The 25,436-nt window shown below is 68.4% G+C and carries 18 protein-coding genes, 1 tRNA gene and 1 pseudogene; 7 read left to right on the top strand and 13 right to left on the bottom strand.

The genetic code is table 11. The features are described 5' to 3' along the window. The first annotated feature begins 4 nt into the window (after positions 1 to 4). Together F1599_RS25465 and gluQRS are read left to right on the top strand one after the other, a co-directional pair. Entirely contained in the window at positions 5 to 928 is a 924-nt protein-coding gene (locus F1599_RS25465) for a LysR family transcriptional regulator (RefSeq protein ID WP_149316961.1), read from the top strand. Positions 929 to 1,054: 126 nt separating this feature from the next. Further along, positions 1,055 to 1,975 carry a tRNA glutamyl-Q(34) synthetase GluQRS gene (gene gluQRS / locus F1599_RS25470; RefSeq protein WP_223819877.1) on the top strand — a complete coding sequence of 307 codons (921 nt, stop codon included), beginning with the start codon at positions 1,055 to 1,057 and terminating at the stop codon, positions 1,973 to 1,975. Positions 1,976 to 2,049: 74 nt separating this feature from the next. Here gluQRS and F1599_RS25475 read toward each other — a convergent pair whose 3' ends face one another. Next, positions 2,050 to 3,549 (bottom strand): DEAD/DEAH box helicase, encoded by a 1,500-nt coding sequence (locus tag F1599_RS25475; RefSeq protein WP_150084904.1) that lies wholly within the window; start codon positions 3,547 to 3,549, stop codon positions 2,050 to 2,052. A 298-nt stretch (positions 3,550 to 3,847) separates the two neighbouring features. After that, positions 3,848 to 4,843 carry a LysR substrate-binding domain-containing protein gene (locus F1599_RS25480; protein ID WP_223819878.1) on the bottom strand — a complete coding sequence of 332 codons (996 nt, stop codon included), beginning with the start codon at positions 4,841 to 4,843 and terminating at the stop codon, positions 3,848 to 3,850. Positions 4,844 to 5,016: 173 nt separating this feature from the next. On the opposite strand from F1599_RS25480, the gene F1599_RS25485 reads away from it, so the two are divergent. Continuing rightward, the gene (locus F1599_RS25485; protein ID WP_150084905.1) at positions 5,017 to 6,462 is read left to right on the top strand and encodes a D-serine ammonia-lyase; all 1,446 of its coding nucleotides are present in this window, start codon (positions 5,017 to 5,019) and stop codon (positions 6,460 to 6,462) included. Positions 6,463 to 6,669: 207 nt separating this feature from the next. Here F1599_RS25485 and F1599_RS25490 read toward each other — a convergent pair whose 3' ends face one another. Both F1599_RS25490 and F1599_RS25495 read right to left on the bottom strand, forming a co-directional pair. Further along, entirely contained in the window at positions 6,670 to 7,668 is a 999-nt protein-coding gene (locus F1599_RS25490) for a Bug family tripartite tricarboxylate transporter substrate binding protein (RefSeq protein WP_149316957.1), read from the bottom strand. 316 nt (positions 7,669 to 7,984) lie between these two features. Then, positions 7,985 to 9,684: pseudogene (locus tag F1599_RS25495) on the bottom strand (acyl CoA:acetate/3-ketoacid CoA transferase). 237 nt (positions 9,685 to 9,921) lie between these two features. Between F1599_RS25495 and F1599_RS25500 the strand changes: the two are divergent. The 3 genes from F1599_RS25500 to F1599_RS25510 all read left to right on the top strand — a co-directional run bounded on the left by F1599_RS25500 (position 9,922) and on the right by F1599_RS25510 (position 12,885). Further along, positions 9,922 to 10,707 carry an IclR family transcriptional regulator domain-containing protein gene (locus tag F1599_RS25500; RefSeq protein ID WP_149316955.1) on the top strand — a complete coding sequence of 262 codons (786 nt, stop codon included), beginning with the start codon at positions 9,922 to 9,924 and terminating at the stop codon, positions 10,705 to 10,707. A gap of 326 nt (positions 10,708 to 11,033) precedes the next feature. Further along, a complete protein-coding gene (locus tag F1599_RS25505) occupies positions 11,034 to 12,002 on the top strand; it encodes a LysR family transcriptional regulator (RefSeq protein ID WP_150084906.1) in 969 nt (322 codons plus the stop codon). A 196-nt stretch (positions 12,003 to 12,198) separates the two neighbouring features. Beyond that, a complete protein-coding gene (locus tag F1599_RS25510; protein ID WP_149316953.1) occupies positions 12,199 to 12,885 on the top strand; it encodes a hydrolase in 687 nt (228 codons plus the stop codon). Between the two features lie 61 nt (positions 12,886 to 12,946). Here F1599_RS25510 and F1599_RS25515 read toward each other — a convergent pair whose 3' ends face one another. The 9 genes from F1599_RS25515 to F1599_RS25555 form a co-directional block, all read right to left on the bottom strand. Continuing rightward, positions 12,947 to 15,352 carry a DNA polymerase II gene (locus tag F1599_RS25515; RefSeq protein ID WP_150084907.1) on the bottom strand — a complete coding sequence of 802 codons (2,406 nt, stop codon included), beginning with the start codon at positions 15,350 to 15,352 and terminating at the stop codon, positions 12,947 to 12,949. 287 nt (positions 15,353 to 15,639) lie between these two features. Then, positions 15,640 to 16,431, bottom strand: a complete 792-nt coding sequence (locus tag F1599_RS25520; RefSeq protein WP_223819879.1) for a CPBP family intramembrane glutamic endopeptidase — start codon at positions 16,429 to 16,431, stop codon at positions 15,640 to 15,642. Further along, positions 16,428 to 16,646, bottom strand: a complete 219-nt coding sequence (locus tag F1599_RS25525) for a KTSC domain-containing protein (RefSeq protein ID WP_150084908.1) — start codon at positions 16,644 to 16,646, stop codon at positions 16,428 to 16,430. The genes F1599_RS25520 and F1599_RS25525 overlap by 4 nt, the downstream gene beginning before the upstream one ends. Positions 16,647 to 16,781: 135 nt before the next feature. Next, positions 16,782 to 16,860: transfer RNA gene (locus tag F1599_RS25530), tRNA-Ile, on the bottom strand. 61 nt (positions 16,861 to 16,921) lie between these two features. After that, positions 16,922 to 19,501: an RNA polymerase sigma factor RpoD gene (gene rpoD / locus F1599_RS25535; RefSeq protein WP_150084909.1), complete on the bottom strand. Its 2,580-nt coding sequence runs from the start codon at positions 19,499 to 19,501 to the stop codon at positions 16,922 to 16,924. A 207-nt stretch (positions 19,502 to 19,708) separates the two neighbouring features. Then, positions 19,709 to 21,520: a DNA primase gene (dnaG, locus tag F1599_RS25540; RefSeq protein WP_150084910.1), complete on the bottom strand. Its 1,812-nt coding sequence runs from the start codon at positions 21,518 to 21,520 to the stop codon at positions 19,709 to 19,711. A 226-nt stretch (positions 21,521 to 21,746) separates the two neighbouring features. Then, positions 21,747 to 22,196 (bottom strand): GatB/YqeY domain-containing protein, encoded by a 450-nt coding sequence (locus F1599_RS25545; RefSeq protein WP_150084911.1) that lies wholly within the window; start codon positions 22,194 to 22,196, stop codon positions 21,747 to 21,749. Positions 22,197 to 22,348: 152 nt separating this feature from the next. Beyond that, positions 22,349 to 22,561 carry a 30S ribosomal protein S21 gene (rpsU, locus tag F1599_RS25550; RefSeq protein WP_006576196.1) on the bottom strand — a complete coding sequence of 71 codons (213 nt, stop codon included), beginning with the start codon at positions 22,559 to 22,561 and terminating at the stop codon, positions 22,349 to 22,351. A 225-nt stretch (positions 22,562 to 22,786) separates the two neighbouring features. Continuing rightward, entirely contained in the window at positions 22,787 to 24,109 is a 1,323-nt protein-coding gene (locus tag F1599_RS25555) for a BaiN/RdsA family NAD(P)/FAD-dependent oxidoreductase (protein WP_150084912.1), read from the bottom strand. A 116-nt stretch (positions 24,110 to 24,225) separates the two neighbouring features. Between F1599_RS25555 and tsaD the strand changes: the two genes are divergently transcribed. Next, a complete protein-coding gene (gene tsaD / locus F1599_RS25560; RefSeq protein WP_150084913.1) occupies positions 24,226 to 25,260 on the top strand; it encodes a tRNA (adenosine(37)-N6)-threonylcarbamoyltransferase complex transferase subunit TsaD in 1,035 nt (344 codons plus the stop codon). The last annotated feature ends 176 nt before the right edge of the window (positions 25,261 to 25,436 follow it).

The following is a 25,436-nucleotide window of genomic DNA, read 5'->3' on the forward strand; positions in this document are numbered from 1 at the left end:
GAATATGCCACTCTCTCTCGAATCCCTGGAAGTTCTCGACGCGATCGAACGCAAGGGCAGCTTCGCGGCCGCCGCGCATGAAATGGGCAAGGTGCCGTCGGCGCTCACCTATGTGGTGCGCCGGCTGGAGGAAGACCTCGACGTGCTGCTGTTCGATCGGCGCCGCCACCGTGCCGAGCTGACCCCGGCCGGCCGCGCGCTGCTCGACGAGGGCCGCCACCTGCTGCACGCGGCCGACGACCTGGCGCGCCGGGTCAAGCGCCTGGCCACCGGCTGGGAGGCCAGCCTCAATATCGTGGTCGACGACCTGATCAATTTCCGCGCGCTGCTGCCGGTGATCCAGGACTTCTACGCGGAGAACAGCGCCACGCGGCTGCGCTTCGCCAAGGAGGTGCTGGGCGGCTCCTGGGACGCGCTGGTCAGCAACCGCGCCGACCTGGTGATCGGCGGCGCCTACGACGCGCCCAGCACCCAGGGCTTCCAGATCCGCTCGCTCGGCGCGATGCCGTTCGTGTTCGCGGTCGCCGCTCACCATCCGCTCGCCACCGAGCCCGGCCCGCTGACCAGCACGCAGATCGCCCGCCACCGCATCGTCGCGGTCGGCGACACCTCGCGCAATCTGCCGGCGCGCACGCATGGCGTGCTGGCCGGGCAGGACATGCTGGTGGTGCCGACCATGCGCGACAAGCTCGATGCGCAGATCCGCGGCCTGGGCTGCGGCTGGCTGCCGGCGCCGATGGCGCAGCCGCATATCGAGAGCGGCGTGCTGCAGGTGCGCGAGACCGTCGAGGTGCGCGCGCCCGGCACCTTCACCATCGCCTGGCGCACCAGCCATCGCGGCAAGGCGCTGCAATGGTGGACCGACAAGCTGCAAAATCCCCGGCTGGCGCAGGCGCTGCTGTCGCAACAACCGGGCGCGCCGGAGTAGCCGGACATGACAGCAGTACCGGGGCAGACCGATCAGCCATCGGATCGTCGGCCGTCAGAACCCCGGCCCGCCGGCCGTCGGTCGTCCGATCTTCAGCCGTCCGATCTTCCGCCGTCCGACCGTCAGTTGCCGGATAGCCGGCCGCGAGATGGCCGGCCGTCAGATCCACCCTACCGCGGCCGCTTCGCCCCCTCCCCCACCGGGCCGCTGCATCTGGGCTCGTTGGTCACCGCGCTGGCAAGCTGGCTCGACGCGCGCGCCCATCGCGGCCAGTGGCTGGTGCGCATCGAGGACATCGACTATCCCCGCTGCGTGCGCGACGCCGACCGCCAGATCCTGCAGACGCTCGACCGCCTGGGCCTGCATCGGGACGAGGAGCCGGTCTGGCAGAGCCGGCGGGAGGCGCTGTACGCCGACGCGCTGCACCGGCTCGAGGCGGCCGGGCTGGTCTATCCCTGCGGCTGCTCGCGCAAGGAGATCGCCGACTCGCTGCGGCACGTGCGCGAGCGCCATCAGACCCTGGCCTATCCCGGCACCTGCCGCAACGGCCTGCACGGCAAGCTGCCGCGCGCCTGGCGCGTGCGCGTGCCGGACGGCGAGGCGGCGCTGCTGTGTTTCGACGATCGCTGGCAGGGCCGGCAATGCCAGGACCTGGCCACCGAGCTGGGCGACTTCGTGCTGCGCCGGGCCGATGGCCTATGGGCGTATCAACTGGCGGTGGTGGTCGACGACGGGCTGCAGGGCATCACGCATATCGTGCGCGGCGCCGACCTGCTGGATTCGACGCCGCGGCAGATTCATCTGCAGCGGCTGCTGGGGTTGCCGACGCCGGCCTATCTGCATGTGCCGGTGGTGGTCAACGAGATCGGGGAGAAACTGAGCAAGCAGACCGGCGCCGAAGCGGTCGACGCGCTCGCGCCGCTGGACGCGCTGCGCGCGGCCGGCGCGCATCTGGACTTGCGCAGCGGCCGCACCGATGTGGAGGGCTGGCTGGCCGAGGCGACGGCGCAGTGGGCCGCGAGGTGGGTGACACCGGCGGCCAGTTAGGGAACCGCGCCGTCGTCAGGCGGCGCGTCGTGACGAAACGCTTCGCCGGGAAGCGCCCGGAAGGCGAGCAGGATTCAGGACTTGCGCGGCACGCCGCCGAGCAGCGCGGCGACGGGGCGCTTCGGCCGGGCGCGTGCCAGGCCGACCTGGCGCGGATCGAGCGTCGGCTCTGCAGGCGCCGACGATGCGCTCGGGCTCGGCTCGTAGGGCCGCGAGAAGAAGGGATCGTCGGCCGGCCGGAAGGCGTTGCGCGCATTGCCGTGATCGGTCTTGCGCGGACGGTCCTCGCTGTCGGCGCGCGGGCGGCGCGGTTCGCTCGAGCGGCCGCGGCGGCGGTCGTCGTCGGCGGCACGGAAGCGCGCAGCCGCCGGATCGAAGCCCTCGAGCTGCGCCCGCGGAATCTGCCGCTTCAGCATCTTCTCGATATCGGCCAGCAGGCGCTCGTCGCCCGGCACGAAGATCGACAGCGCGTCGCCGGTGGCACCCGCACGGCCGGTACGGCCGATCCGGTGCACATAGTCCTCGGCGTTGAACGGCAGATCGAAGTTGATCACGCAGGGCATGTCGGCGATGTCGAGGCCGCGCGCGGCGACGTCGGTCGCAACGAGCGCGTCGATGTTGCCCTGCTTGAAGCCTTCCAGCGTCTGCATCCGCTCGGTCTGGGTCTTGTCGCCGTGGATCGCGGCGGCATTGATGCCCTCGCGCTCCAGATGGCGCGCCAGGCGCGAGCAGCCGATCTTGCTGTTGACGAAGACGATGCACTGGCGCGACAGGCCCTGTTCGGCGCGCTGCTTCAGCAGATGCACCACGGCCTCCTGCTTCTGGCCGTCCTGCACCTGGTACACGGTCTGGCGCACGTTCTCGTTGGCCGAATTGCTGCGCGCCACTTCGATCGTCACCGGCTGGTGCAGATAGCTGGCCGCCAGCTTCTTGATCTCGGGCGAGAAGGTCGCGGAGAACAGCAGCGTCTGGCGCTTGGCCGGCAGCAGGTTGATGATGCGCTGCAGGTCTGGCAGGAAGCCCATGTCGAGCATGCGGTCGGCTTCGTCCAGCACCAGCATCTGCACCTGCGACAGGTTGACCGACTTCTGCTGCATGTGGTCGAGCAGGCGGCCCGGGGTCGCGACCAGGATCTCGACGCCGCGCCGCAGCGCGTCGGTCTGCGGATTCATGTCGACGCCGCCGAACACCACGGTGCTGCGCAGGTCGGTGTGGCGCGCATAGCGGGCCACGTTGTCGTAGACCTGGTCGGCCAGTTCGCGCGTCGGCGTCAGCATCAGCGCGCGCACCGGGTGCCGCGCCGGCGAGGCGCTGGCGTTGGCCAGCGGCAGCAGGCGCTGGATGATCGGCAGCGCGAAGCCCGCGGTCTTGCCGGTGCCGGTCTGCGCCGCGCCCATCACGTCCTTGCCCAGCAGCACCACCGGGATCGCCTGCGCCTGGATCGGCGTCGGCTTGGTATAGCCCTGCTCGGTCAGCGCCCGCAGCACGCGCGGGTCGAGCCCGAAGCTGTCGAAGGTGATGTCGTCGGTGGAAGTCGGTACAGCAGTGGTGTTCGTGTTCGTGGTGGTGGTCATGGTATGGGTGTCTGGCGAAGGCGAACCCGGCGCCAGCGGACACGCATCGATCGAACGCAATGGAACTGGCGGAAGCCGCGCAGCACTTGGCCTGGGCGGCAAGGGCGGAGTGGGGCTGTGGGGTCGGCACCGCATTCCGGCGCCGATTTCGAGGCCCCTGCCGCGTCGAGATCGGCAACATCTGGCAAGCCGATCAATAGCGCTACAGAATCAAAGACTTAGATTCTACAACAGCGGGCAGGTGCGGGGTAGTGCGGCGCTCGGGAGTGTGGTACGGGCGCTCCCTGGCCTCGGCAAGCTATCGGGGGCGCCGCGGCGGTGGCCGGCGCCTCTTGCCCGGCGCGGCGGCCCGCGTCAGCCACAGCGTCCGTGCCGCGCGAAAGCGCGCCCCCTCGGCCTCCAGCCAGCTTTCGATGGCAGCCACCTCCGGGCTCTGGCCGTGAGCCGAGACGAAGTAGTAGGCGGCCTGGCTGGGCAGATGCAGGCCGAACAGGTCGACCAGCCGGCCGGCCTGCAGGTCTTCCAGCACCAGCGCGGTCCGCCCCATCGCGACGCCCTGCCCCGCCAGCGCCGCGCCGATCGCCAGCTGCGACAGGTTGAAGCGCTGGCCCTGCGCCAGGTCCGGCACCGTGACGCCGGCCTGCGCCAGCCACGCGCCCCATTCGTCGAACTCTCCGGCGCCGTCCCAGGGGCTGGCGTCGTGCAGCAGCAGCTCGCCGCGCAGGTCGGCCGGCGAACGCAGCTCCGGATGCGCGGCGACGAAGGCGGGGCTGGCCACCGGCAGCAGCCATTCGTCGAGGAAGCGCCGCGCGTGCACGTCGCGGTAGGCACCCGGATCGAAGCGCACCGCCGCGTCGATGCCCTCGCGCAGCATCCGGCCGCGGTCCAGCGCCTGGAATTCGCCCTGCACGCGCAGGCCGATATCGGCATGGTCGCGGAAGAAGCTGCCCAGCCGCGGCGTCAGCCAGCGCATCGCGAACGAGGGGGAACAGGACAGTGACACCGGCCCCATCTCGCCGCGGCGGCGCAACTGGCCCAGCGCGCCTTCGATCGCTTGGAAGGAATCGCGCAGCACCACGCGCAGCCGCTCGCCCTCGGGCGTCGGCACCAGCGCGCGCGGCGTGCGCACGAACAGCGGGCGTCCCAGCCATTGCTCCAGGTGCTTGACCTGCTGACTGACCGCGCCCTGGGTCACGCACAGCTCGCCGGCGGCACGGGTGAAGCTGTGGTGGCGCGCCGCCGCCTCGAAGCAGCGCAGCCAGGCAAGGAGGGAGGCGGAGAGCGTCGTGGTCATCGATATCGTTATCGACATTAGCTTTACTAATGCATGGCGGAGCACGAATGGTTTGCCGGAATCGGGGGTTGGACGAACAATGCGGGAAAAGCGCCGGCCCAAGGTCGAGCTGCCTCACACCGAAGAACAACGCAACTGTTGTACAACCACACTGCAGCCGCGCTCCCGCACTGATGACCGAAGTGAACGACTCCAGCCCCAACTCGACGTTTTCCCCGCCCGAAAACACCGGTTCCGCCCCGGCGGCAAGCGCGGCGGCTCCCGCGGCCGATGCCGCGCTGCTGGCGGCGCTCGGCGCGGCCCGGCCCTGCCTGTGGACCAACCCGCTGCTGGCGCCGCAAACCCCGGCGGCAGTCCGCACGGGCGAGAAGGACATTAGTCTAGCTGATGTCCATGCAGCCCACGCCCGCTTCGCGCGTTTCGCCCCGCTGCTGCAGCGGCTGTTTCCGGAGCTGGCGGACAGCGCCGGCGCCATCGAATCGCCGGTGCTGCCGGCCGCCGCGCTGGCGCCCGCCATTGGCTTGCCTTCCGGCAGCGGCGCGCTGTGGATCAAGGCCGATCACAGCCTGCCGGTGGCCGGTTCGATCAAGGCCCGCGGCGGCATCCACGAGGTGCTGGAATTCGCCGAAGGACTGGCGCTGCAACACGGACTGGTCACCAAGGATGCGAGCCCCGACGACTATCGCCGGCTGGCCGAACCGACGGCGCGCGCGGTCTTCTCTCGCTACCAGGTCGCGGTGGGCTCGACCGGCAATCTGGGCCTGAGCATCGGCGTGATGGCGTCCGCGCTGGGCTTTCGCGCGGTGGTGCACATGTCGGCCGACGCCAAGGCGTGGAAGAAGGACCGGCTGCGCTCGCGCGGCGTCGAGGTGATCGAGCACGCGGGCGACTACCAGCAGGCGGTGGCCGCCGGCCGTGCCCAAGCGCAGCAGGACCCCTTCTGCCATTTCGTCGACGACGAGCGGTCGCTGTCGCTGCTGCTCGGCTACAGCGCCGCGGTGTTGCGGCTCGACGCGCAGTTGCGCGAGCACGGCATCGCGCCCGACGCGAAGCGTCCGTTGTTCGTCTATCTGCCTTGCGGGGTCGGCGGCGCGCCGGCCGGCATCGCCTTCGGCCTGAAGCAGCTGTACGGGCCGCACGCGCATTGCTTCTTCGCCGAGCCGACGCAGTCGCCCTGCTTCCTGGTGCAGATGATCGGCGCCGAGGTCAACGGCGCCGGCGGCAATCCTTCGGTCTACGACTACGGGCTCAGCAATCGCACCGAGGCCGACGGCCTGGCTGTGCCGCGCGCCTCCGAGCTGGCCGCGGCGGCGATGCGCGAACTGCTGTCGGGGGTCTATACCGTGGCGGACGAACAGCTGTTCCGCGACCTGTATCTGGCCAAGCGGGATGCCGGCATCGAGATCGAACCGTCGGCGGCCGCCGGCTTCAGCGGCCCCGCGATGCTGACGGGCACCGAGGCCGGGCAGGCCTATCTGGCCCGCCATGGCTTGACGGAGGCGATGCCCACCGCCACGCATCTGGTCTGGACCACCGGCGGGCTGTTCGTTCCCCCCGAGGAATACCGGCGCTTTCTCGCGCGCGGCGAGGCGCTGGCGACTTCGCCGGCACGGCAGTAGGCGCACCCGAGCGGGCCGCGTTCGACGGCGGCCATCGAGCGGAGCCACCGACCGCAGTCATCCAGCGCAGTCGTCGAGCGCCGACATCTACGGCAGCCACCGACGCCCGCCACAAAGAGCGAGGGCCGGCGACCATACGATCGCCAGCCCTCACCCTACCCCGCTAAGAAGGCAAGCCACGGTGCGCCCATGACGGGCGCGGGCGTATCAGTCGCCCTTGATGCCGTTGTCCTGGATGACCTTGCCCCACTTCTTGTCGTCGGCGCGCATACGTGCGGCCAACTGTTCCGGCGGCATATAGGCCGCCACCGTGCCCGCGCCCAGCATCTTCTGCTGGACGGTCGGATCGGCCAGCGCGGCCTTCAGCTCGGCCGACAGCTTCGCGATGATGTCCTTCGGCGTGCCGGCCGGCGCCAGCAGGCCGCCCCAGGCGGTCGCCTCGAAGCCCGGGAAGCCCTGCTCGGCCACGGTCTTGACCTCGGGCGTGAAGCTGACGCGCTTGGCCGAGCCCACCGCGATCGGACGCAGCTTGCCGGCCTTGATGTGCGGCAGCGCGGCGATCATGTCGGAGAACATCATCGGCACCTGGCCGGCGAGCAGATCCGAGATCGCCGGCGCGCTGCCCTTGTACGGCACGTGCTGCACGTCGAAGCTGCCCAGGTTCTGCAGCAGCTCGGTCGACAGATGGCCGAAGCTGCCGTTGCCGGCGCTGGTGTAGTTCATCTCGCCCGGCTTGGCCTTGGCCTTGGCGATGTACTGCTGCAGCGTGGTCACGTCGGGCAGCGCGTTCGGATTGACCACCATCACGATCGGCAGATCGTAGGCGGCGCCGATCGGCGCGAAGTCCTTGAACAGGTCGTAGCCCTTGCGGTTGATCAGATGCGGCGCGATCAGCGTGGGCGTGGCCAGCACCAGCAGCGTGTAGCCGTCCGGCGCGCTCTTGGCCACGGTCTCGGCGCCGATGGTGCCGGAGGCGCCGGGGCGGTTGTCGACCACCACGGGCTGCTTCAGCGAATCGCTGAGCTTCTGCCCGATGATGCGCGCGGCGGTATCGGTCGGGCCGCCCGGCGGGAACGGCACCACCAGCCGGATCGGCTTGGAGGGATAGCTGTCGGCGAACGCCTGGGTGGCGCACAGCGGCAGGGAAAGGGTCAGCATGGCGGCGCCGAGGCGGCGCGCGAAGGTACGGCGGCTTGTGTTCTGCATGGCAACAAGAGAAACGTCATCCGAAATCGGCGCGGTCCGCGTCGGGCGCGCCGGCGAAACAGGCAACTCTCGGCGACTCGCGGGGCAGTCCATGGCCCGTGGAGCGCAAATCGATCCCGTCATTTCCAGTCGAAACAAGGCGTGGTTGGTCTCCTTGGCGTACTGCGTGGCCGGTGGTCCGGCCTTGTCGTTGTTGTGGAGGAAGGGCGGGCGGTGCTCCGCCCCGCGAAATCTTCGGGCTCCCGGCGAGCATCGGGCGTCGGCGGGTGTCTCCTCGCCTCGGCCCGCGTCGGCCGCGCCGGCCCGCCGGCGCGCGTCAGCCCGCCGTGGCGATCGAGAACGGCCCCGGCCGGAACAGGCAGGCATCCATCGTGCGCAGATCCGGCGCGACCGCGATCGGCGTCGCGCACTGCGCCAGCACATCGCGCTGCAGGTCCACGCCGGGCGCGATCTCGATCAGCGTCAGGCGCGCTTCGCCATTCGCATCGGCTCGCATCTCGAACACCGCTCGCTCGGTGATGTACAGCACCGGCACGCCCAGCGAGGCCACGTACGGCCCGTTGAAGCTCAGGTGCGAGACCTCGGGCACGATCTTCTTCACGCGGCCCTCGCGCGCGATCTGCAGCTGGCCGCCTTCGGCGCGGACCTCGAGCCCGCCCGCCGTCAGCGTGCCCATGAAGACCACCGCCTTGGCGCTCTGCGTGATGTTGATGAAGCCGCCGACGCCGGCGATCAGCGCCTGCGTGCCCTCGCCGAACTTGCTGACGTTGACGTTGCCGTGGCCGTCGAGCTCGGCGAGACCAAGGAGGCCAGGTCGATGCCACCGCCCTCGTAGAAATCGAATTGCGCGGGCTGGTCGATCACCGCCTCGGGATAGGCCGACGCGCCGAAGCTCAGGCCGTCGGCCGGCGTGCCGCCGATCGGGCCGGCCTCGACCGTCAGCGTGAAGCCGTCCAGCCCCGCCTGCTCGGCCAGCATGCCGACCGCCGCCGGCATGCCGACGCCCAGATTGACCACGCGCGGCCGGCGCCTGGCCAGCTCCAGCACCGCACGGCGCTGCGCGATGGTGCGGGCGTCGAGTGTTGGGGGCGCGGGATCGATGTCGGGCACAACATCGGCATCGGGCGCGACGCCGGCTTTGGCAACCGCACCGGCCTCGGCAGTCGCCGCCTGCTGCGCCGCCGCCTCGCCGCGCCACGGCGTCACGTAGGCCGGATTGAAGCGCTCGGCGAAGGTCATCTGATGATGGGCCGGATCCTCGCTGACCACCACGTAGTCGACCAGGATGCCCGGCACATGGATGGCCTGCAGATTGTCGTGATGGTCGACCAGCTGCTCGACCTGCGCGATCACGATGCCGCCGGAGTTGTGCGCGGCCTGCGCCATCGCCAGCAGCTCGTGGTGGAAGGCTTCGCGATGCGTGCTCAGGTTGCCGCGCGGATCGGCCGCGGTGCAGCGGATCAGCGCGCAATGGATCGGGAAGCTTGGATAGAACAGGTAGTCGTCGCCGCGGAAGGACACCGCCTCGACCCAGTTGGCGCGGCCCTCGGCGATCGCCTCGCGGGCGCGCCGGTTGACGGCGCCGCCGTGGTAGCGCGGATCGCGCTCGCTGCGCGGATCGACGAAGGTGTGCAGGCCGATTTTTGTCATCACGCCGGGCTTGCCGCCGGCGATCGCGCGGTACAGGTGCGTCAGCACGCCCTGCGGCAGGTTGTAGCCCTCGCACTGCTCGGCCATTGCCAGATCCGCCAGCCGCGTCGCGGAGCGCCAGTGGCCGCCGACGATCGACGCGGTCATGCCGGCATTGCCGAAATGATTGACGCCGCGTGCGCCGCGATCGCCCTGCCCGGCCGAGTAGACCAGCGTCAGGTCGCGCGGCAGGCCGCTCTGCAGGAAGCGCCGCTCCAGCGCCTCGGTCACCGCCTCGGCATGGCCGGCCCCGACGAAGCCGGCGCTTGCCACCGTCCATCGGTCCTGTACCAGGGCCGCCGCCTGGTCTGCGGTGATCACCTTCATGCTGTCTCCTGATGCTGCGGCGCGCGGGGCGTCGCTGTCGCCGTCGGCGCCCGGCATCGGAGCGCGCTTGTCGGCGGAATATTGCGGTTCGCGTTTTGCGAACATTTGTTCGCGGATCGCCGTATCATACGGACGACTGGCCGATTCGCGCAAGCCCGAAGTCGGCACTAGAATCGCCGCAATTCCATTTCGACGTATATTCCACGTCACTTCAACGCTCGATCCAGGACGCTCTCCATGCCCGAAGCCGAGGCCCCGACGCAGAAAAAGGATGAGTTGCTCGACTCCCTGAACAAGGGGCTGGCGCTGCTGCGGCTGTTCGCCAGCGGCGTCGAGAGCCTGTCGATGCAGGACGTGGCCGACCGCCTCGATGTCACGCGGGCAGCGGCGCGCCGGCTGCTGTTGACGCTTCACCACAACGGTTATCTGGCGCAGAACGGCCGGCAGTTCTCGTTGACCCCTCGGGTGATGGAGCTCGGCTACGCCTATTTCGCCTCGATGAGCCTGCCGCGGCTGGCGCAGCCGCATCTGCGCGCGCTCGCGAGCCGCTGCGGCGAGACCTGTTCGATCGGCATGCTGGACGACGACGCCGTCGTGCTGGTCGCGCGGGAAGAGCCGCGCCAGATCCTGCGCGTGGACATGGCGATCGGGCGGCGCATGCCGGCCTACGCGCATTCGTTGGGACGCGTGCTGCTGGCGGGCCTCGATGACGCGGCGCTGGAGCGCTACCTGGCGCACGCCGAGCTGCGCAAGCTGACGCCGTTCACCATCGATTCGCGCGAGGCGCTGCGCGCCACGCTGGCGCAGGTGCGCGAGGACGGCCATTGCGTGCTGGTCAGCGAGCTGGTCGACGGCTTCGCCGGCATCTCGGTGCCGCTGCGCGACCAGACCGGCAAGGTGGTCGCCGGTCTGGGCTTCAGCATGGTGCTCGGCAGCCGCAGTGCCGCCACGCTGGTCGAGCGCTATCTGTCGCCGCTGCGCGAGGTCGCCGCGGCGATCGAGGCGGTACTGCGCGCCCGCTGAGCCCAAACCCCGCCCCGTTCGGGCAGGCCCAGGGCGCAAACAAAAAAAGCCCCGCAAGCCGGGGAGCTGCGGGGCATCAGTGGTAGCGGGGTCGAATTGCATTCGCACCCACGGGCGCTATCTTGCTCAAGGATTGTCCGAAGCACATCACCCGAACGTAGGGCGCGATGGCGTTGCCGCTCACGAGAGGCGGCATTCGGCGTGTGCGCGGCCGACAAAACGCACACCGGCCAGACACCGGGCGCGCGACACAGCCGAGGAGCGCAAAGCCATCTTCGCTACCATGCAGCCTTCGAACACGACAAGAACAGGCAAGGGACCGCGCCATGGAACTCAGACAACTGCGCTACTTCGTCACCGTGGTGCAGCACGGGAGCATGGGCAAGGCGGCGCTCGAACTGGGCGTCGTCACCTCGGCCCTGAGCCAGCAGATCAGCCGCCTCGAGAGCGAGCTGTCGACGCGGCTGCTGCAGCGGACCTCCAGCGGCGTGGTGCCCACCGATGCCGGCCTCGCGTTCTGGCGGCAGGCTCAGCTGGCGCTGCGGCATATCGACGATGCCGCCGAGGCGGCCAGGCATGCGCGGCTGTCCGGCCATGTCAGCGTCGGCCTGGCGCCGACCACGGCAAGCGTGCTGGGCCTGCCCTTCATGCGCGCGATGGCCGAGCGCTACCCCGACGTGCGGCTGCGCATGGTCGAAAGCCTGTCGGGCTATCTCGCCTCGATGCTGAACGCACGCCAGATCGATCTGGCGATGCTGTTCAACGACGAGCCGGCGCAGCGCTGGACGGTGCAGCCGCTGCTCGACGAACGGCTGTTCGTGATCGGCGTGCGCTCGCTCGCCGGCATGCCCGACGGCGAAGGCGTCGCCATGGCATCGCTGGCGGGGCTGCCGCTGGTGCTGCCAAGCGGCACGCACGGCCTGCGCGCGCTGGTGACGAGCTGCTTCCACGATGCCAAGGCGCAGCCGCGCATCGTCGCCGAGGTCGATGGACTCGCGGTGCTGATGGACGCGGTGCAAGGGGGCCTGGGCGCGACGATCCAGCCCGGCGCGGCGCTGGCCCGCACCCACAGCGACCAGCTCGCCAGCGTGCCGCTGCTCGACGAGCGCGCGAGCCGGCCAAACCTGCTGGTCAGCCTGAACGACGACGAGCTGTCGCCCGCCGCGCTGGCCGCGCGCGTGGTGCTGACCGATGTCGCACGCACGCTGGTGCGCGAGGGGAAATGGCCGGGGGCGACGCTGCGGGTGGAGACGGCCGACGATGCCGACGGCGACGCCGACGGGGCGGCGAGCTGAAAAATGACCGTTCCTCGTAAATTCAAAATTATTGAATAACTATTTCGCAAAGAGCCTGGCTCGTCGAATCCTTTGGTCCGTATAGTTCACCCATCGCAGCAACACATCGGCACCACGGCGCGGCACCACAGCGCCAACAAACTGCAACAAGGCGCGCGCTGCGACGAATTCAATCAATTTCACCAAAGGAACCATCATGTCGAACCCGAAGCTCGAAGTCCTGACCCCGCAAAACAGCCAGCTGATCATCATCGACCACCAGCCGCAGATGGCCTTCGGCGTGCAGTCGATGGACCGCCAGTTGATGAAGAACAATGTGGTGGGCCTGGCCAAGGCCGCCAAGATCTTCGAGATTCCGACCATCATCACCACGGTCGAGAGCGAATCGTTTTCGGGCTACACCTATCCCGAGCTGCTCGATGTGTTCCCGAACCAGAAGACGCTCGAACGCACCTCGATGAATTCGTGGGACGACCAGAAGGTGCGCGACGCGCTGAAGGCCAACGGGCGCAGGAAGGTGGTCGTGGCCGGCCTGTGGACCGAGGTCTGCAATACCACGTTTGCGCTGAGCGCGATGCTCGAGGGCGACTACGAGATCTACATGGTCGCCGACGCCTCGGGCGGCACCACCAAGGAAGCGCACGACTACGCGATGCAGCGCATGATCCAGGCCGGCGTGGTGCCGGTGACCTGGCAGCAGGTCGCGCTGGAATGGCAACGCGACTGGGCGCGCCGCGACACCTACGACGCCGTGATCGGCCTGGCGCAGGAACATTCGGGCGCCTACGGCATGGGCATCGACTACGCCTACACGATGGTCCACAAGGCCGCGCAGCGCACCGCCACGCCGCACGAGTCGATCGCTCCGGTGGCGGCGAACTGAACGCCCGCCTGAACGCGACACGCAACGCGACACGGAACGCGATCCATGGACGCGCCGGCGGCTAGAACAGTCCCAGCTGCCGGCTGACCACGTTGTCGAAGGCGTCGCCGACGAAGGGCAGGATCGCGTCGGCGACCGGCTGCAGCTGCCGGCTCAGGTAGTGGTCGTAGTCGATCGGGGCCCGGCGGACCTCCAGCGGTTCCGGCCCCGCGATCGTCATCACGTACTGGATCCACGCGCCCTGCCGGTATTGCAGCGGCCGGCCACGCTCGCGATTGAAGTCGTCGGCCACGCGCGCCGCCCGCACATGCGGCGGCACATTGCGCTGGTAGTCGTCGAGCTGCCGGCGCAGGCGCTTGCGATAGACCAGCAGCGCATCGAGCTCGCCGCGCAGCAGCCTGGCGACGTACTCGCGCACATAGTCCGCATACGGCTCGCCCTGGAAGACGCGCCGATACAGCTCCTGCTGGAAGGCCTGCGCCAGCGGCGACCAGTCCGTGCGCACCGCCTCCAGCCCCTTGAACACCATCTGCTCGCTGCCGTCCGCGCCGCGCACCAGGCCCGCATAGCGCTTCTTGCTGCCGTCCTCGGCGCCGCGCACGGTGGGCATCAGGAAACGCCGGTAGTGGGTCTCGTACTGGATCTCCAGCGCGCTGTCCAGCCCGTAGGCCTCGCGCAGGTGCTCGCGCCACCAGTCGTTGATGTGCGCGACCAGCTCGCGCCCGATGCGGTCCGCCTCCTCGTCGGCGTGGTGGCGGCCCAGCGCGACGAAAGTCGAATCGGTATCGCCGTAGATCACCGTATAGCCGCGCCCCTCGACCAGCTCGCGCGTCCTGCGCATGATCTCGTGGCCGCGCATCGTGATCGACGAGGCCAGCCGCGCATCGAAGAAACGGCAGCCGGTCGAGCCCAGCACCCCGTAGAACGCGTTCATGATGATCTTCAGCGCCTGCGACAGCGGCTTGTTGCCGTCGCGCTTGGCGGCGTCGCGCCCCTGCCAGATCTCGGCGACGATGGCCGGCAGCGCGTGGCTGTCGCGCGAGAAGCGCGCGCCGCGAAAGCCCGGCACGGTCTGCGCCGGATCGGCGCTGTGCATGCCCTCCACCAGTCCGACCGGATCGATCAGGAAGGTGCGGATGATCGACGGATACAGGCTCTTGTAGTCGAGCACCAGCACCGAGTCGTACAGCCCCGGGCGCGAATCCATCACGAAGCCGCCGGGACTGGCCTCTTCCGGCTGGTCGCCCAGGTTCGGCGCCACATAGCCGAGCCGATGCATGCGCGGCAGATACAGATGCGTGAAGGCCGCCACCGAGCCGCCACTGCGATCGGCCTCGAGGCCGGTGACGGTGGCGCGGTCCAGCAGGAACTGCAGCAGCTCGGCCTTGTGGAAGATGCGCGTGACCAGCTCGCAATCCTTCAGGTTGTAGCGGGCCAGCGCCGCCTTGTCCGTGGCGAACATGCGGTCGATCGCATCCATCCGGTCGTACGGATCGTCGATGTCCTTGCCCTCGCCGAGCAGCGAACGCGCGACGAATTCGAGGCTGAACGAGGCGAAGCTCCAGGTCGCCGAGCGCATCGCCTCGATGCCGTCGATGATCAGGCGTCCGGGCAGCGCGGCGAAGTAGTGATGCTCGCGCGTGCCGTGCTGGCGCCATTCGAGCGGCGCGCCGCCGCGGCCCAGGCGCAGCGGCACCTTCAACTGCTCGGCATGCTGGCGCAGCACGCGCAGGTCGAACTGCACCAGGTTCCAGCCGATGATCGCGTCGGGGTCGTGGCGGTCGAACCAGGCGATCAGCCGATGCAGCATGTCGGCCGGGTTGTCGCAGTATTCGAGGTGGAAATCGACGCCGGGATCGAGGCGGGGATCGACGCGGGAATCCTGCGTGCCGGCATCGCTGCCGGTCGGCGGACCGAGCATCAGCACCGTGCGATCGCCGCAGCCTTCCAGCGCGATCGAATAGAGATCGCCCTGCATGCTGGTCTCGATATCCAGCGACACGCAGCGCAGCTGGGGGCGATAGCTGGCGGCGGGCCGGATCTGCACGTCGACCAGCGCGCCGTCCGCATCGGGCCGCCCGGAAAACTGCACCGGCGCGGTGATGAAGCGCTCCATCAGGTAGCGCTCGGGCGGACGGATGTCGGCCTCGTAGACATCGATGCCGGCCTGCCGCAGCGTCTTCTCGATGCGCAGAAGGTGCCGGTAGTGGCGGCAATAGACGCCGGTGACCGGACGCAGCCGGAAGTCCTTCAGCGCCAGCGGCTTGAGGTCAACCTGGGGCTCGCCGCGCAGCAAGGCATCGGCGCGCGGCTGCTGTTCCTCGGGAATGAAGGCGACGCACGGCTGCGGCGGCAGGCGCAGGCGCCGCGGACCGTCATCGGTGGCCAACCAGATTTCGATCTCGGTGCCGGCCGGCGTGTCGTGCCAATGGCGGGTCAGGATGAAGCCGTGCTGCGGCGGGACCACGGTGGGGTGTCGGGGAATGGTCGGAATCTGGACGTCGCCGGCGCATGCGGCCGGGGATCGGCGGCGAGTCTAACATGCGGCCTCGCCGGTCGAGGGACGCTGACCTGCCGCTCACCTGCCGCTCACCTGCCGCTCACCCCCCGCTCACCCCCCGCTCACCCCCCGCTCACCCCCCGCTCACCCGCCGCTCACCCGCCGCTCGCCTGCCGCTCACCCCCCGCTCACCCGCCGCTCGCCCGCCGCTTACCTGCCTCTTACCTGCCTCTTACCTGCCGCTTACCTGCCGCTTACCCGCCGACCATCGCGGCCAGCGTCAGGTGCGCCACGACATGGGCGACGATCGCCGCTTCCAGGCCGTAGCGCCAGAACAGGAAGCCCGCGATCACGCCGAAGGCCGCGTTGGCCCCGGTCAGATGCAGCACCACCGGCCACGCCAGCGGTCCGGCCAAGCCTGCCGCGGCGGGCAGATGCGCGAGCCCGAACACCACGGCGCTGAGCGCGATCGCGATCCAGAACAGCCCCGCGCCGGGGTTGGCGGCACCGCGTCGGAATACGCGCCACAGCGCCCACACCAGCAGGCTCATCAGTCCCCATCGGACCAGGACTTCCTCGGTCACGCCGCCGTACAGCAGCCGCACGGCCAGTGGCATCGTCGCGCCGTGAATCGGCGCCGCCGCTTGCGGCGCGGTCGCGATCAAACCCCACAGCAATACGCCGGCAAGCAGGCCTCCTATCAAGCCCGGCAAGCACTGCGGACGCAACGCGCCCCACGGCGCCCGGCCCGCCGCCAGCTCGGCCATGGCCGGCGCCTGCAGCCCGGCCTTGCCGGCGAGCCGGGCACCGGCGAAGGCCGCCAGCGCGAGCAACAGCGCGCTCTGCACGCCGCTGGCCACGCCCACCACCCACATCGGCACGGGAAGGACCTGGTGCTGCAGCAGCACCGGCACGCCCAGCCAGGCCATGACGATCACGCCGGGAAGGCCGGCACACCAGGTCAGCAGAAATAGGCGGCGGTTCAGGGTTCGCTGAGCGGTCCGCTCGGGGATTGGCTTCGTGTCGATCGCTTGGGTCTGCATCATGGTTCGTGGATGGACTCGTATTCGTAGGCGCCCAGGATGTAGTCGTTGAAGTATCCGCCCTTGGAGTCGGCGTCCATGAAATCGCGGTACACGCTGGCCGGGACGTCGAGATAGTGGTAGAGCTTGCCGCTGACGAACTCGATGCCGAGCACGCGCTTGCGGTAGTCGTAGCCGATGGCGGCCACGACGGACGATTCGACGGGATCGAAGTGCATGGCTGTCGTTCTCATCCGGTGCCGAAGGCAGTGCTCAAGCCGGTGCTCAGGCCAGTGCTGAAGCCAATGACGGAGCCGATGCCGGAGCACCAACAAAAAGGGGTTACGCTTGCACGTAACCCCTTTTTACTACAGTGGTGGGCCTCCCGTGAGTCGAACACGGCACCAATGGATTATGAGTCCACTGCTCTAACCAGGCATGAGCTAGAGGCCCCAAAAACCGATCCCAATAGCCGCCGCACCATGGATGCTTGCCGGCCATCAGGGCAGTTCTATCAGCTGCCTTCCAGGAAGCTCTTCAGCTTGTCGGAGCGGCTCGGGTGGCGCAGCTTGCGCAGTGCCTTGGCCTCGATCTGACGGATCCGTTCACGCGTGACGTCGAACTGCTTGCCGACCTCTTCCAGCGTGTGGTCGGTGCTCATTTCGATGCCGAAGCGCATGCGCAGCACCTTGGCTTCGCGCGGCGTCAGCGAATCGAGCACGTCCTTGACCACGTCGCGCATCGAGCCGTGCAGCGCGGCCTCGGCGGGCGCCAGCGTGTTGGTGTCCTCGATGAAGTCGCCCAGATGGGAATCGTCGTCGTCGCCGATCGGCGTTTCCATGGAGATCGGCTCCTTGGCGATCTTCATGATCTTGCGGATCTTGTCCTCGGGCATCTCCATCTTCTCGGCCAGCGTCGCCGGATCCGGCTCGTTGCCGGTTTCCTGCAGGATCTGGCGCGAGATGCGGTTCATCTTGTTGATCGTTTCGATCATGTGCACCGGGATACGGATGGTGCGCGCCTGATCGGCGATCGAACGCGTGATGGCCTGACGGATCCACCAGGTCGCGTAGGTCGAGAACTTGTAGCCGCGGCGATATTCGAACTTGTCCACCGCCTTCATCAGGCCGATGTTGCCTTCCTGGATCAGGTCCAGGAACTGCAGGCCGCGGTTGGTGTACTTCTTGGCGATCGAGATCACCAGACGCAGGTTGGCCTCGGTCATCTCGCGCTTGGCCTCGCGGGCGCGCTTCTCGCCCTCGGACATCTTGCGGTTGACTTCCTTGAGTTCCTTCAGCGGCAGCACCACGCGCGCCTGCAGGTCGATCAGCTTCTGCTGCAGCTCGTGCACGGCCGGCACGTTGCGCTCGACGATCGTGCTGTACGGCTTGTTGTCGGCGACGACCGTGTGGATCCAGTCCAGGTTGGTCTCGTTGCCCGGGAAGCGGGCCACGAAGTCGGCGCGCGGCATGCCGCACTTGTCGACCACGATGTTCAGGATCGCGCGTTCGAGCTTGCGCACTTCGTCGACCTGGCCGCGCAGCGTGTCGCACAGGCGCTCGACGTTGCGGGCGGTGAAGCGGATGCCCATCAGTTCGTTCTGGATGGCTTCCTGCGCCTTGATGTAAGGCTTGGACTTGTAGCCCTCCTTCTCGAAGGCGCGGCGCATCTTGTCGAACTGGTCGGCGATCACGCGGAATTTTTCCAGCGCGGCCACCTTGAGCTCTTCCAGCTGGCGTGCCGAGGCACCGCCGCCGGCGGCGTCGTCGTCCTCGTCCTCGTCGGCTTCCTCGTCGTCCGATTCGAGTTCCTCGTCGTCGGAGGCCGCGGCGGCCGCCGGCGTCACGCCGACTTCCTCGACCGCCTCTTCGGCGTTCGGATCGATCAGGCCGTCGACGAACTCGTCGATCTTGATCTCGTCATTGGCGACGCGCTCGGCATGCGCCAGGATTTCCGAGATCGTGACCGGGCAGGCCGAGATGGCCATCACCATGTCCTTCAGGCCGGCCTCGATGCGCTTGGCGATCTCGATTTCGCCTTCGCGGGTCAGCAGCTCGACGGTACCCATCTCGCGCATGTACATGCGGACCGGGTCGGTGGTGCGGCCGAATTCGGAGTCGACCGTCGACAGCGCGGCTTCGGCCTCTTCCTCGGCTTCTTCCTCGCTGGTGGCGGACGGGGCATTGTCGTTGAGCAGCAGCGTCTCGGCGTCGGGCGCCTGCTCGTAGACGGCGATGCCGATGTCATTCAGCGTCGCGACCAGGGTGTCGATCGTTTCCGAATCGACCATGTCGTCCGGCAGGTGATCGTTGATCTCGGCGTAGGTCAGGTAGCCGCGCGACTTGCCCAGCTTGATCAGCGCCTTGAGCTTCTGGCGGCGCGCCTCGAGCTCTTCCTCGGTGCCCTGCTGGGCCGAGGCGAACTCCTTGAGCAGCGCCTTTTCCTTGGCCTTGCGGTCCTTGGCTTTCTGCTTCTCGGTCTTCGGAGCGGCCGCCGGCGCGGCGGCACGCGTGTCGTCTTCGTAAAGCTCGTCGTTCACGTCGTCAGTATGGCTTTCGTCTTGCAGCATCTCGGCCTTGGGCTTGCGGCCGCGCTTCTTGGGCTCCGGCGCGACGGCCGCAGCGGGACGCTGGGATGCTACGGGTGCGGAGGTGGCGGCGCGCGCCTTGGACGCCGCCGCGGTCGCGCCGGACTTGGCGCTGGCGGTCTTGGCGCCGGCGGCTGCCGTTCGCTTGCTCTCGACTTCGGTGTTCTGCTGTTTCGCCACGGGGATACTCTTGCCTTTAACAGGTTCGGACGCGGCACGTTTGCCGCCCGCTGTTGCCGTATGCGCGCTTGCGCTCGCGCTTGCATTGGCGTTCTTGCCGCTCTCGCGTGCCGAAGTCGAGGGCTGTTTCTCGGATGCGCGGGTTCTGGTGGGTGTCGTCGTTGCGGCCGCCTTGGCGGGACGCGCGGACTTGGCTGGCGCAGACCTGGCTTGCGTCGCAGATCGCGTGGCGGGCTTTTCCGCCGCGGTCGCTTGTACCGACGCCTTGCCGCTCCCCGCTCGGGGAGCCTTAGTGGAAACCTTTTCGGTTGCTTTGGCCTTTGCCATTGGCACGCTCACTTTCACCAGAACTGGAGAGAAAGATTTCGCAATCCAAACCGGCTATTGTAGCACGTCGCCACTAGCCGGCCTTCCCGACAGGTGAGGTTTTCACCTGAAAAATCAAGGCTTAAGCCCAAAACCGACGGACTTTTGCCCAGTTTGTTGCCACTTGGCCGCGTACCTGTCTCCGGTATGGCGGCCGAATTCCGTTTTTCAACCAAGGCGCTTGCGCCGGTGGATCTCCGCGATCAGCCAGCGCATGCGCGTCTTGCCCGCCTCGTCCGCGGTGCCGTTCTCGATCGCGGACTGCAGCTGCGTCAACTCGCGCTGCAGCGGCTCGACCAGCAGCTTGGCGATCGCCGCGTCGAACTCCAGCGTCGCCGGCTCCTCGTCGATGTCCTCGCGCAGCACGCCCGCGCGCACATTGGCATAGACGTCGGCAAACGGCGACTGCGCCAGCTGCTCGCTGAAGGCGGCGAAGTTGACCTCGCCCTGCAGGGCGTCGCAGCTCGCCACCAGATGGGCCAGCACTTCGGAGCCGCCGGTATCGGCATCGAGCAGCAACGCACGCGCGTCGTCGTCGAGCCGCGCCGACAGCGCCGGATAGCGCATCAGCAGCTGCAGCACACGCTGTTCCAGTCCCGCCGGTGCCTGCCGGCGTGCCCGCGCACGCGGCTGGGCGAAGCGGCCGACCCGCGCGGCGTCGCTGCCCAGACCGCACACCGCCTCGATCTCGGCCGGCGTGGTACCGGTGGCCTCGGCGAGCTCGCGCACGATCTGCAGGCGCAGGCCGCCAGGCGGCATCGCCTTGAGCAGCGGCTTGGCCTCGTACTGCGCACGCGCCCGGCCTTCCGGCTGCCGCAGGTCCTGCTCCTCGGTCACGCATTGCAGCAGGAAGCGCGACAGCGGCATCGCATCGCGCACCTGGGCGGCGAAGGCCTCGGTGCCTTCTTCGCGGACGTAGCTGTCGGGGTCGTGCTCGGCGGGCAGGAACAGGAAGCGGATGGTCTTGTTGTCGGCGACGTAGGGCAGGCACGCCTCCAGCGCACGGCGCGCGGCGCGGCGCCCGGCGGCATCGCCGTCGAACGAGAACACCACCGCGTCGGTCTGGCGCAGCAGCTTCTGCACATGCACGGGGGTACAGGCGGTGCCCAGCGTGGCCACCGCATTGGCGAAACCCAGTTGAGCCAGCGCCACCACATCCATATAGCCTTCGACCACCAGCACATAGCCGGTTTCCCGGATCGCATGCCGCGCCTCGAACAGCCCGTACAGCTCGGTGCCCTTGCTGAACAGCGGCGTTTCGGGCGAATTCAGATACTTGGGCTCGCCCTGCCCCATCACGCGGCCGCCGAAGCCGATCACCTGTCCCTTGGTATTGCGGATCGGGAACATGATGCGATCGCGGAAGCGGTCGTAGCGGCGCGGCTTGCCGTCGGCGTCGCGCTTTTCGCTCTCGATCAGCAGCCCCGCCTCGATCAGCGGGCCCGCAATCGCATCGTCGCGATAGCTGCCGAACACCGACTCCAGGCCCTGCCAATCGTCCGGCGCATAGCCCAGGCCGAACTGGGCGGCGATCTCGCCCGTCAGGCCGCGGCCCTTCAGGTACTGGATCGCCGTCGGCGCCCCGCGCAACTGGCGGCGATAGAACTCGCCGGCCCGCGTCATCGCGTCGGACAGCGCCAGCGACTTCGCCTGCTGCTCGGCACGCTGGGCCGGCGGCAACCGGTCGCGCTCCTCGGGCACGCTGAGGCCGACCGACTGCGCCAGTTCGCGCACCGCATCGGGATAGCTCTGCCCGGAGTACTCCATCAGGAAGCCGATGGCCGACCCATGCGCGCCGCAGCCGAAGCAATGGTAGAACTGCTTGGCCGGCGATACTGTGAACGATGGTGACTTCTCGTTATGGAAGGGGCACAGCCCCATGAAGTTCGCGCCTCCCTTCTTCAGCTGGACATACTTGCCCACCACATCGACGATATCGACGCGGTTCAGCAGGTCCTGAATGAAGGATTGCGGAATCACCCGGTTGGCCGTCCTGACGACGCGGCCGCCGCAAACCTCGGGCAGCCCTTGTAGAAATGCAAGCCGGGCGGTGTTCCACCCGGCGAAGTGTGAAATTATTGTAGTGCGTCGATCGCAGCTTGCCAGAAATTTGTGACTATATTGCCACTATGCTGTGCCGCGGCATGCGATCGCACCGGCGCCGCGCCCGACTTGCCAGCGCTGTTTGCCGCACTACCTGCCGGCGCTACTTGCCGGTCAACGCGGCCTTGACCTGGGCCGACACGGCGCTCATATCGGCGCGGCCCGCCAGCCGGCCTTTCAGCAGGGCCATGACCCTGCCCATGTCCTGCGGGCCCGCGGCGCCGCTCTCGGCGACCGCCTTGGCGACTTCGGCCGCCACCTCATCCCCGGACAGCGCGGCCGGCATGTAGACCTGCAGCACTTCGACCTCGGCGCTCTCCTTGTCGACCAGATCGGTGCGGCCGGCCTGCTGGAACTGCGAGATCGAATCCTTGCGCTGCTTGATCAGCTTTTCGACCACCGCCAGCACGGCGGCATCGTCCAGCTCCGTCCGCTCGTCGACCTCGCGCTGCTTGATCGCCGCCAGCAGCAGCCGGATCGTGCCGAGCCGCTCGGACTCGCGCGCCCGCATGGCGGCCTTCATGTCATCGCTGATTCGTTGCTTGAGGGACATGGCAATCTTTCCAGGTGAACTCGTCAGCACAAAACCGCGACGAGCGAGGGCGGACAGGGAAGCGCAGCACCAACACAAAAACCCGCCGGAGCAAGGCCCACAGCGGGTCGGGATGCTGACGCGGAAAGGCGATCAGCCGATCGACTGGTCGATCAGTACAGCTTCTTCGGCAGCATCTGGCTGCGAATGCGCTTGTAGTGGCGCTTCACCGCCGCTGCCTTCTTGCGCTTCCGCTCTGCCGTCGGCTTTTCATAAAACTCGCGCGCCCGCAGTTCAGTAATCAAACCGTTCTTTTCAATGGTGCGCTTGAAACGACGCATTGCAACTTCAAACGGCTCGTTTTCTTTGAGGCGAATCGTGGTCATGTGCCAAAAAAGGAGTTAGCGGTTTTACGAAGACTTGGAGTCTAGCACGAAATCCGTCAAGCGTACCAGTTTACTTCGCGGCCGGGTTGCTTTTCGGCGGGTTTAGTTCGCGGCGGGTTTAGTTCGCGGCGGGTTTAGTTCGCGGCGGGCTCAGTTCGGGGCGGGTTCAGTTGGCGGCGGGTTCAGTTGGCGGCGGGTTCAGTTGGCGGCGGGTCTGGTCCGCAATTACGTCGAAGACGCGACCCCATCGCCGGATGCCTGGGCCACGGCCCGTACGTTCTCGGCCACCGCCTTGCCGGCCGCGACACCGGACGCCCAGGCCCACTGGAAATTGTAGCCACCGAGCCACCCGGTGACGTCAACCACCTCGCCGATGAAGTACAGGTTCGGCACCGAGCGCGCCATCATCGTGCTGGACGACAGCGCGCGCGTATCGACCCCGCCGCGCGTGACCTCGGCCTTGCGGTAGCCCTCGGTGCCGGACGGCACCAGCTGCCAGCGGTTCAGCGCCTCGCCCAGCTTGCGCAGCGCCTTGTCGGGCAGATCGTGCGGCAGCCTGGCGGCGTCCAGCCCTGCCGCCTGGCACCAGGCGTCGGCCAGCCGTGCCGGCATGCGCGCGGCCAGCAGATTGCCAAGATGCTTGCGGGTGCCGTTCTTGGCCTCCAGCAGCCAGGCCGCCGCGTCCTCGCCCTCGAACAGGTCGATGGTGATCGGCGTGCCGGGGCGCCAGTAGCTGGAGATCTGCAGCACCGCCGGGCCGGACAGCCCGCGGTGGGTCCACAGCAGATCCTCGCGGAATGCGCCGGCCTCCTTGCCCTTGCCGGTGGCGATATCGACTTCCTTGGACAAACCTGCCAGCGGCGCGAACGGCTGCCAGGCGGCCCCATCGAAGGTCAACGGCACCAGCGCCGGCCGGGTTTCCACGATCGGCAAGCCGAACTGGCGAGCGATCCGGTAGCCGAAGTCGGTGGCGCCGATCTTCGGGATCGACAGCCCGCCGGTCGCGACGACCAGGGCGCCCGCGCGCAACGGGCCGTCGGGCGTCAGCAGCAGGAAATCGTCGCCTTCGCGCCGGACCTCGGCGACCGTGCAGCCGGTGCGCCAGTGCACCTGCCCCGCGCCGCACTCGGCGCGCAGCATCTCGATGACCTGCTCGGCGCTGTCGTTGCAGAACAGCTGGCCGCGGTGCTTCTCGTGCCAGTCGATCTGATGGCGCCGCATCAGCGCGAGAAAGTCCTGCGGCGTATAGCGCGCCAGCGCCGAGCGGCAGAAATGCGGGTTGTTGGACAGGTAGTTCGCGGGACCGGCATGCAGATTGGTGAAATTGCAGCGCCCGCCGCCGGAGATGCGGATCTTCTCGGCGAGCCGCGTGGCATGGTCGATCAGCACCACGCGGGCGCCCTGCTGGCCGGCGACCGCGGCGCACATCATTCCCGCCGCCCCGGCGCCGAGCACGGCGACGTCGTAGCGCCCGGCCCGGGACGATGACGACGGCTGGCGCGATAATGGGCGCGCCGATGGGGGCACTGCTGGGTGCGACTGTGGCATGACTGTCCTGCTGGAGAATCGGCGATTGTAGCGAAAAGCGGGCAATGGCCTGCTGTGCTACCCTCACAGGCTTTGCCCCGCAGCAACCTCGGGACTCCTGGACCCCGCCTTACACCATGCTCGTTCTCGGCATCGAATCCTCCTGTGACGAAACCGGCCTGGCCCTCTACGACACCGAGGCCGGCCTGCTCGCGCACGCGCTGCATTCGCAGATCGCGATGCACCGCGACTACGGCGGCGTGGTGCCGGAGCTGGCCTCGCGCGACCATATCCGCCGCGTGCTGCCGCTGCTGCAGCAGGTGCTGGACGAGGCCGGCCGCAAGCGCGGCGATATCGACGCGATCGCCTTCACGCAGGGCCCGGGCCTCGCCGGCGCGCTGCTGGTCGGCGCCTCGGTGGCCAACGCGCTGGGATTCGCCCTCGATGTGCCGATGCTCGGCGTTCATCATCTGGAAGGCCATCTGCTGTCGCCGCTGCTGACGCCGAATCCGCCCGCCTTCCCCTTCGTCGCGCTGCTGGTATCGGGCGGCCATACGCAGCTGATGGAAGTGCGCGGCATCGGCGACTACGCGCTGCTCGGCGAGACGCTGGACGACGCCGCGGGCGAGGCCTTCGACAAGACCGCCAAGCTGCTCGGCCTGGGCTACCCCGGCGGGCCGGAAGTGTCGCGGCTGGCCGAGTTCGGCCTGCCGGGCGCCTACGAACTGCCGCGGCCGATGCTGCATTCGGGCAATCTGGATTTCTCGTTCGCCGGCCTGAAGACCGCCGTGCTGACGCAGGCGCGCAAGCTCGGCAATATCTGCGAGCAGGATCGCGCCAACCTGGCGCGCGCCTTCGTCGACGCGATCGTCGATGTGCTCGCCGCCAAGTCGATGGCGGCGCTGAAGGTGACCGGCCACAAGCGGCTGGTGGTCGCCGGCGGCGTCGGCGCCAACCGCCAGTTGCGCGAACGGCTCGACGAGCTGGCGGCGAAGCGCCGCGCGCAGGTGTTCTATCCCGACCTCGCCTTCTGCACCGACAACGGCGCGATGATCGCCTTCGCCGGCGCGATGCGGCTGCAGGCCGCGCCGCAACTGGCGCAGCGCGAGTACGGCTACGGCGTCACGCCGCGCTGGGATCTGTCGGATCTGCGGCTGCCTGCGGTGCAATGAGCGGCGCCATGTGCCAGGCCGTGCCATGAGCCGCGCCCTGACCTGCCCCGTGGCCCGCCCCATGACCCGCCCCATGACCCGCCCCATGACCCCCGCCTGAACCGCAGGGCGCATCAGCGAAAAAAAACGCCACCCGGCCGGGTGGCGTTTTTCTTGGTGGGTGGCGACGAAAAGAT

It is taken from the genome of Cupriavidus cauae (genome assembly GCF_008632125.1).
Lineage (GTDB): Bacteria > Pseudomonadota > Gammaproteobacteria > Burkholderiales > Burkholderiaceae > Cupriavidus > Cupriavidus cauae.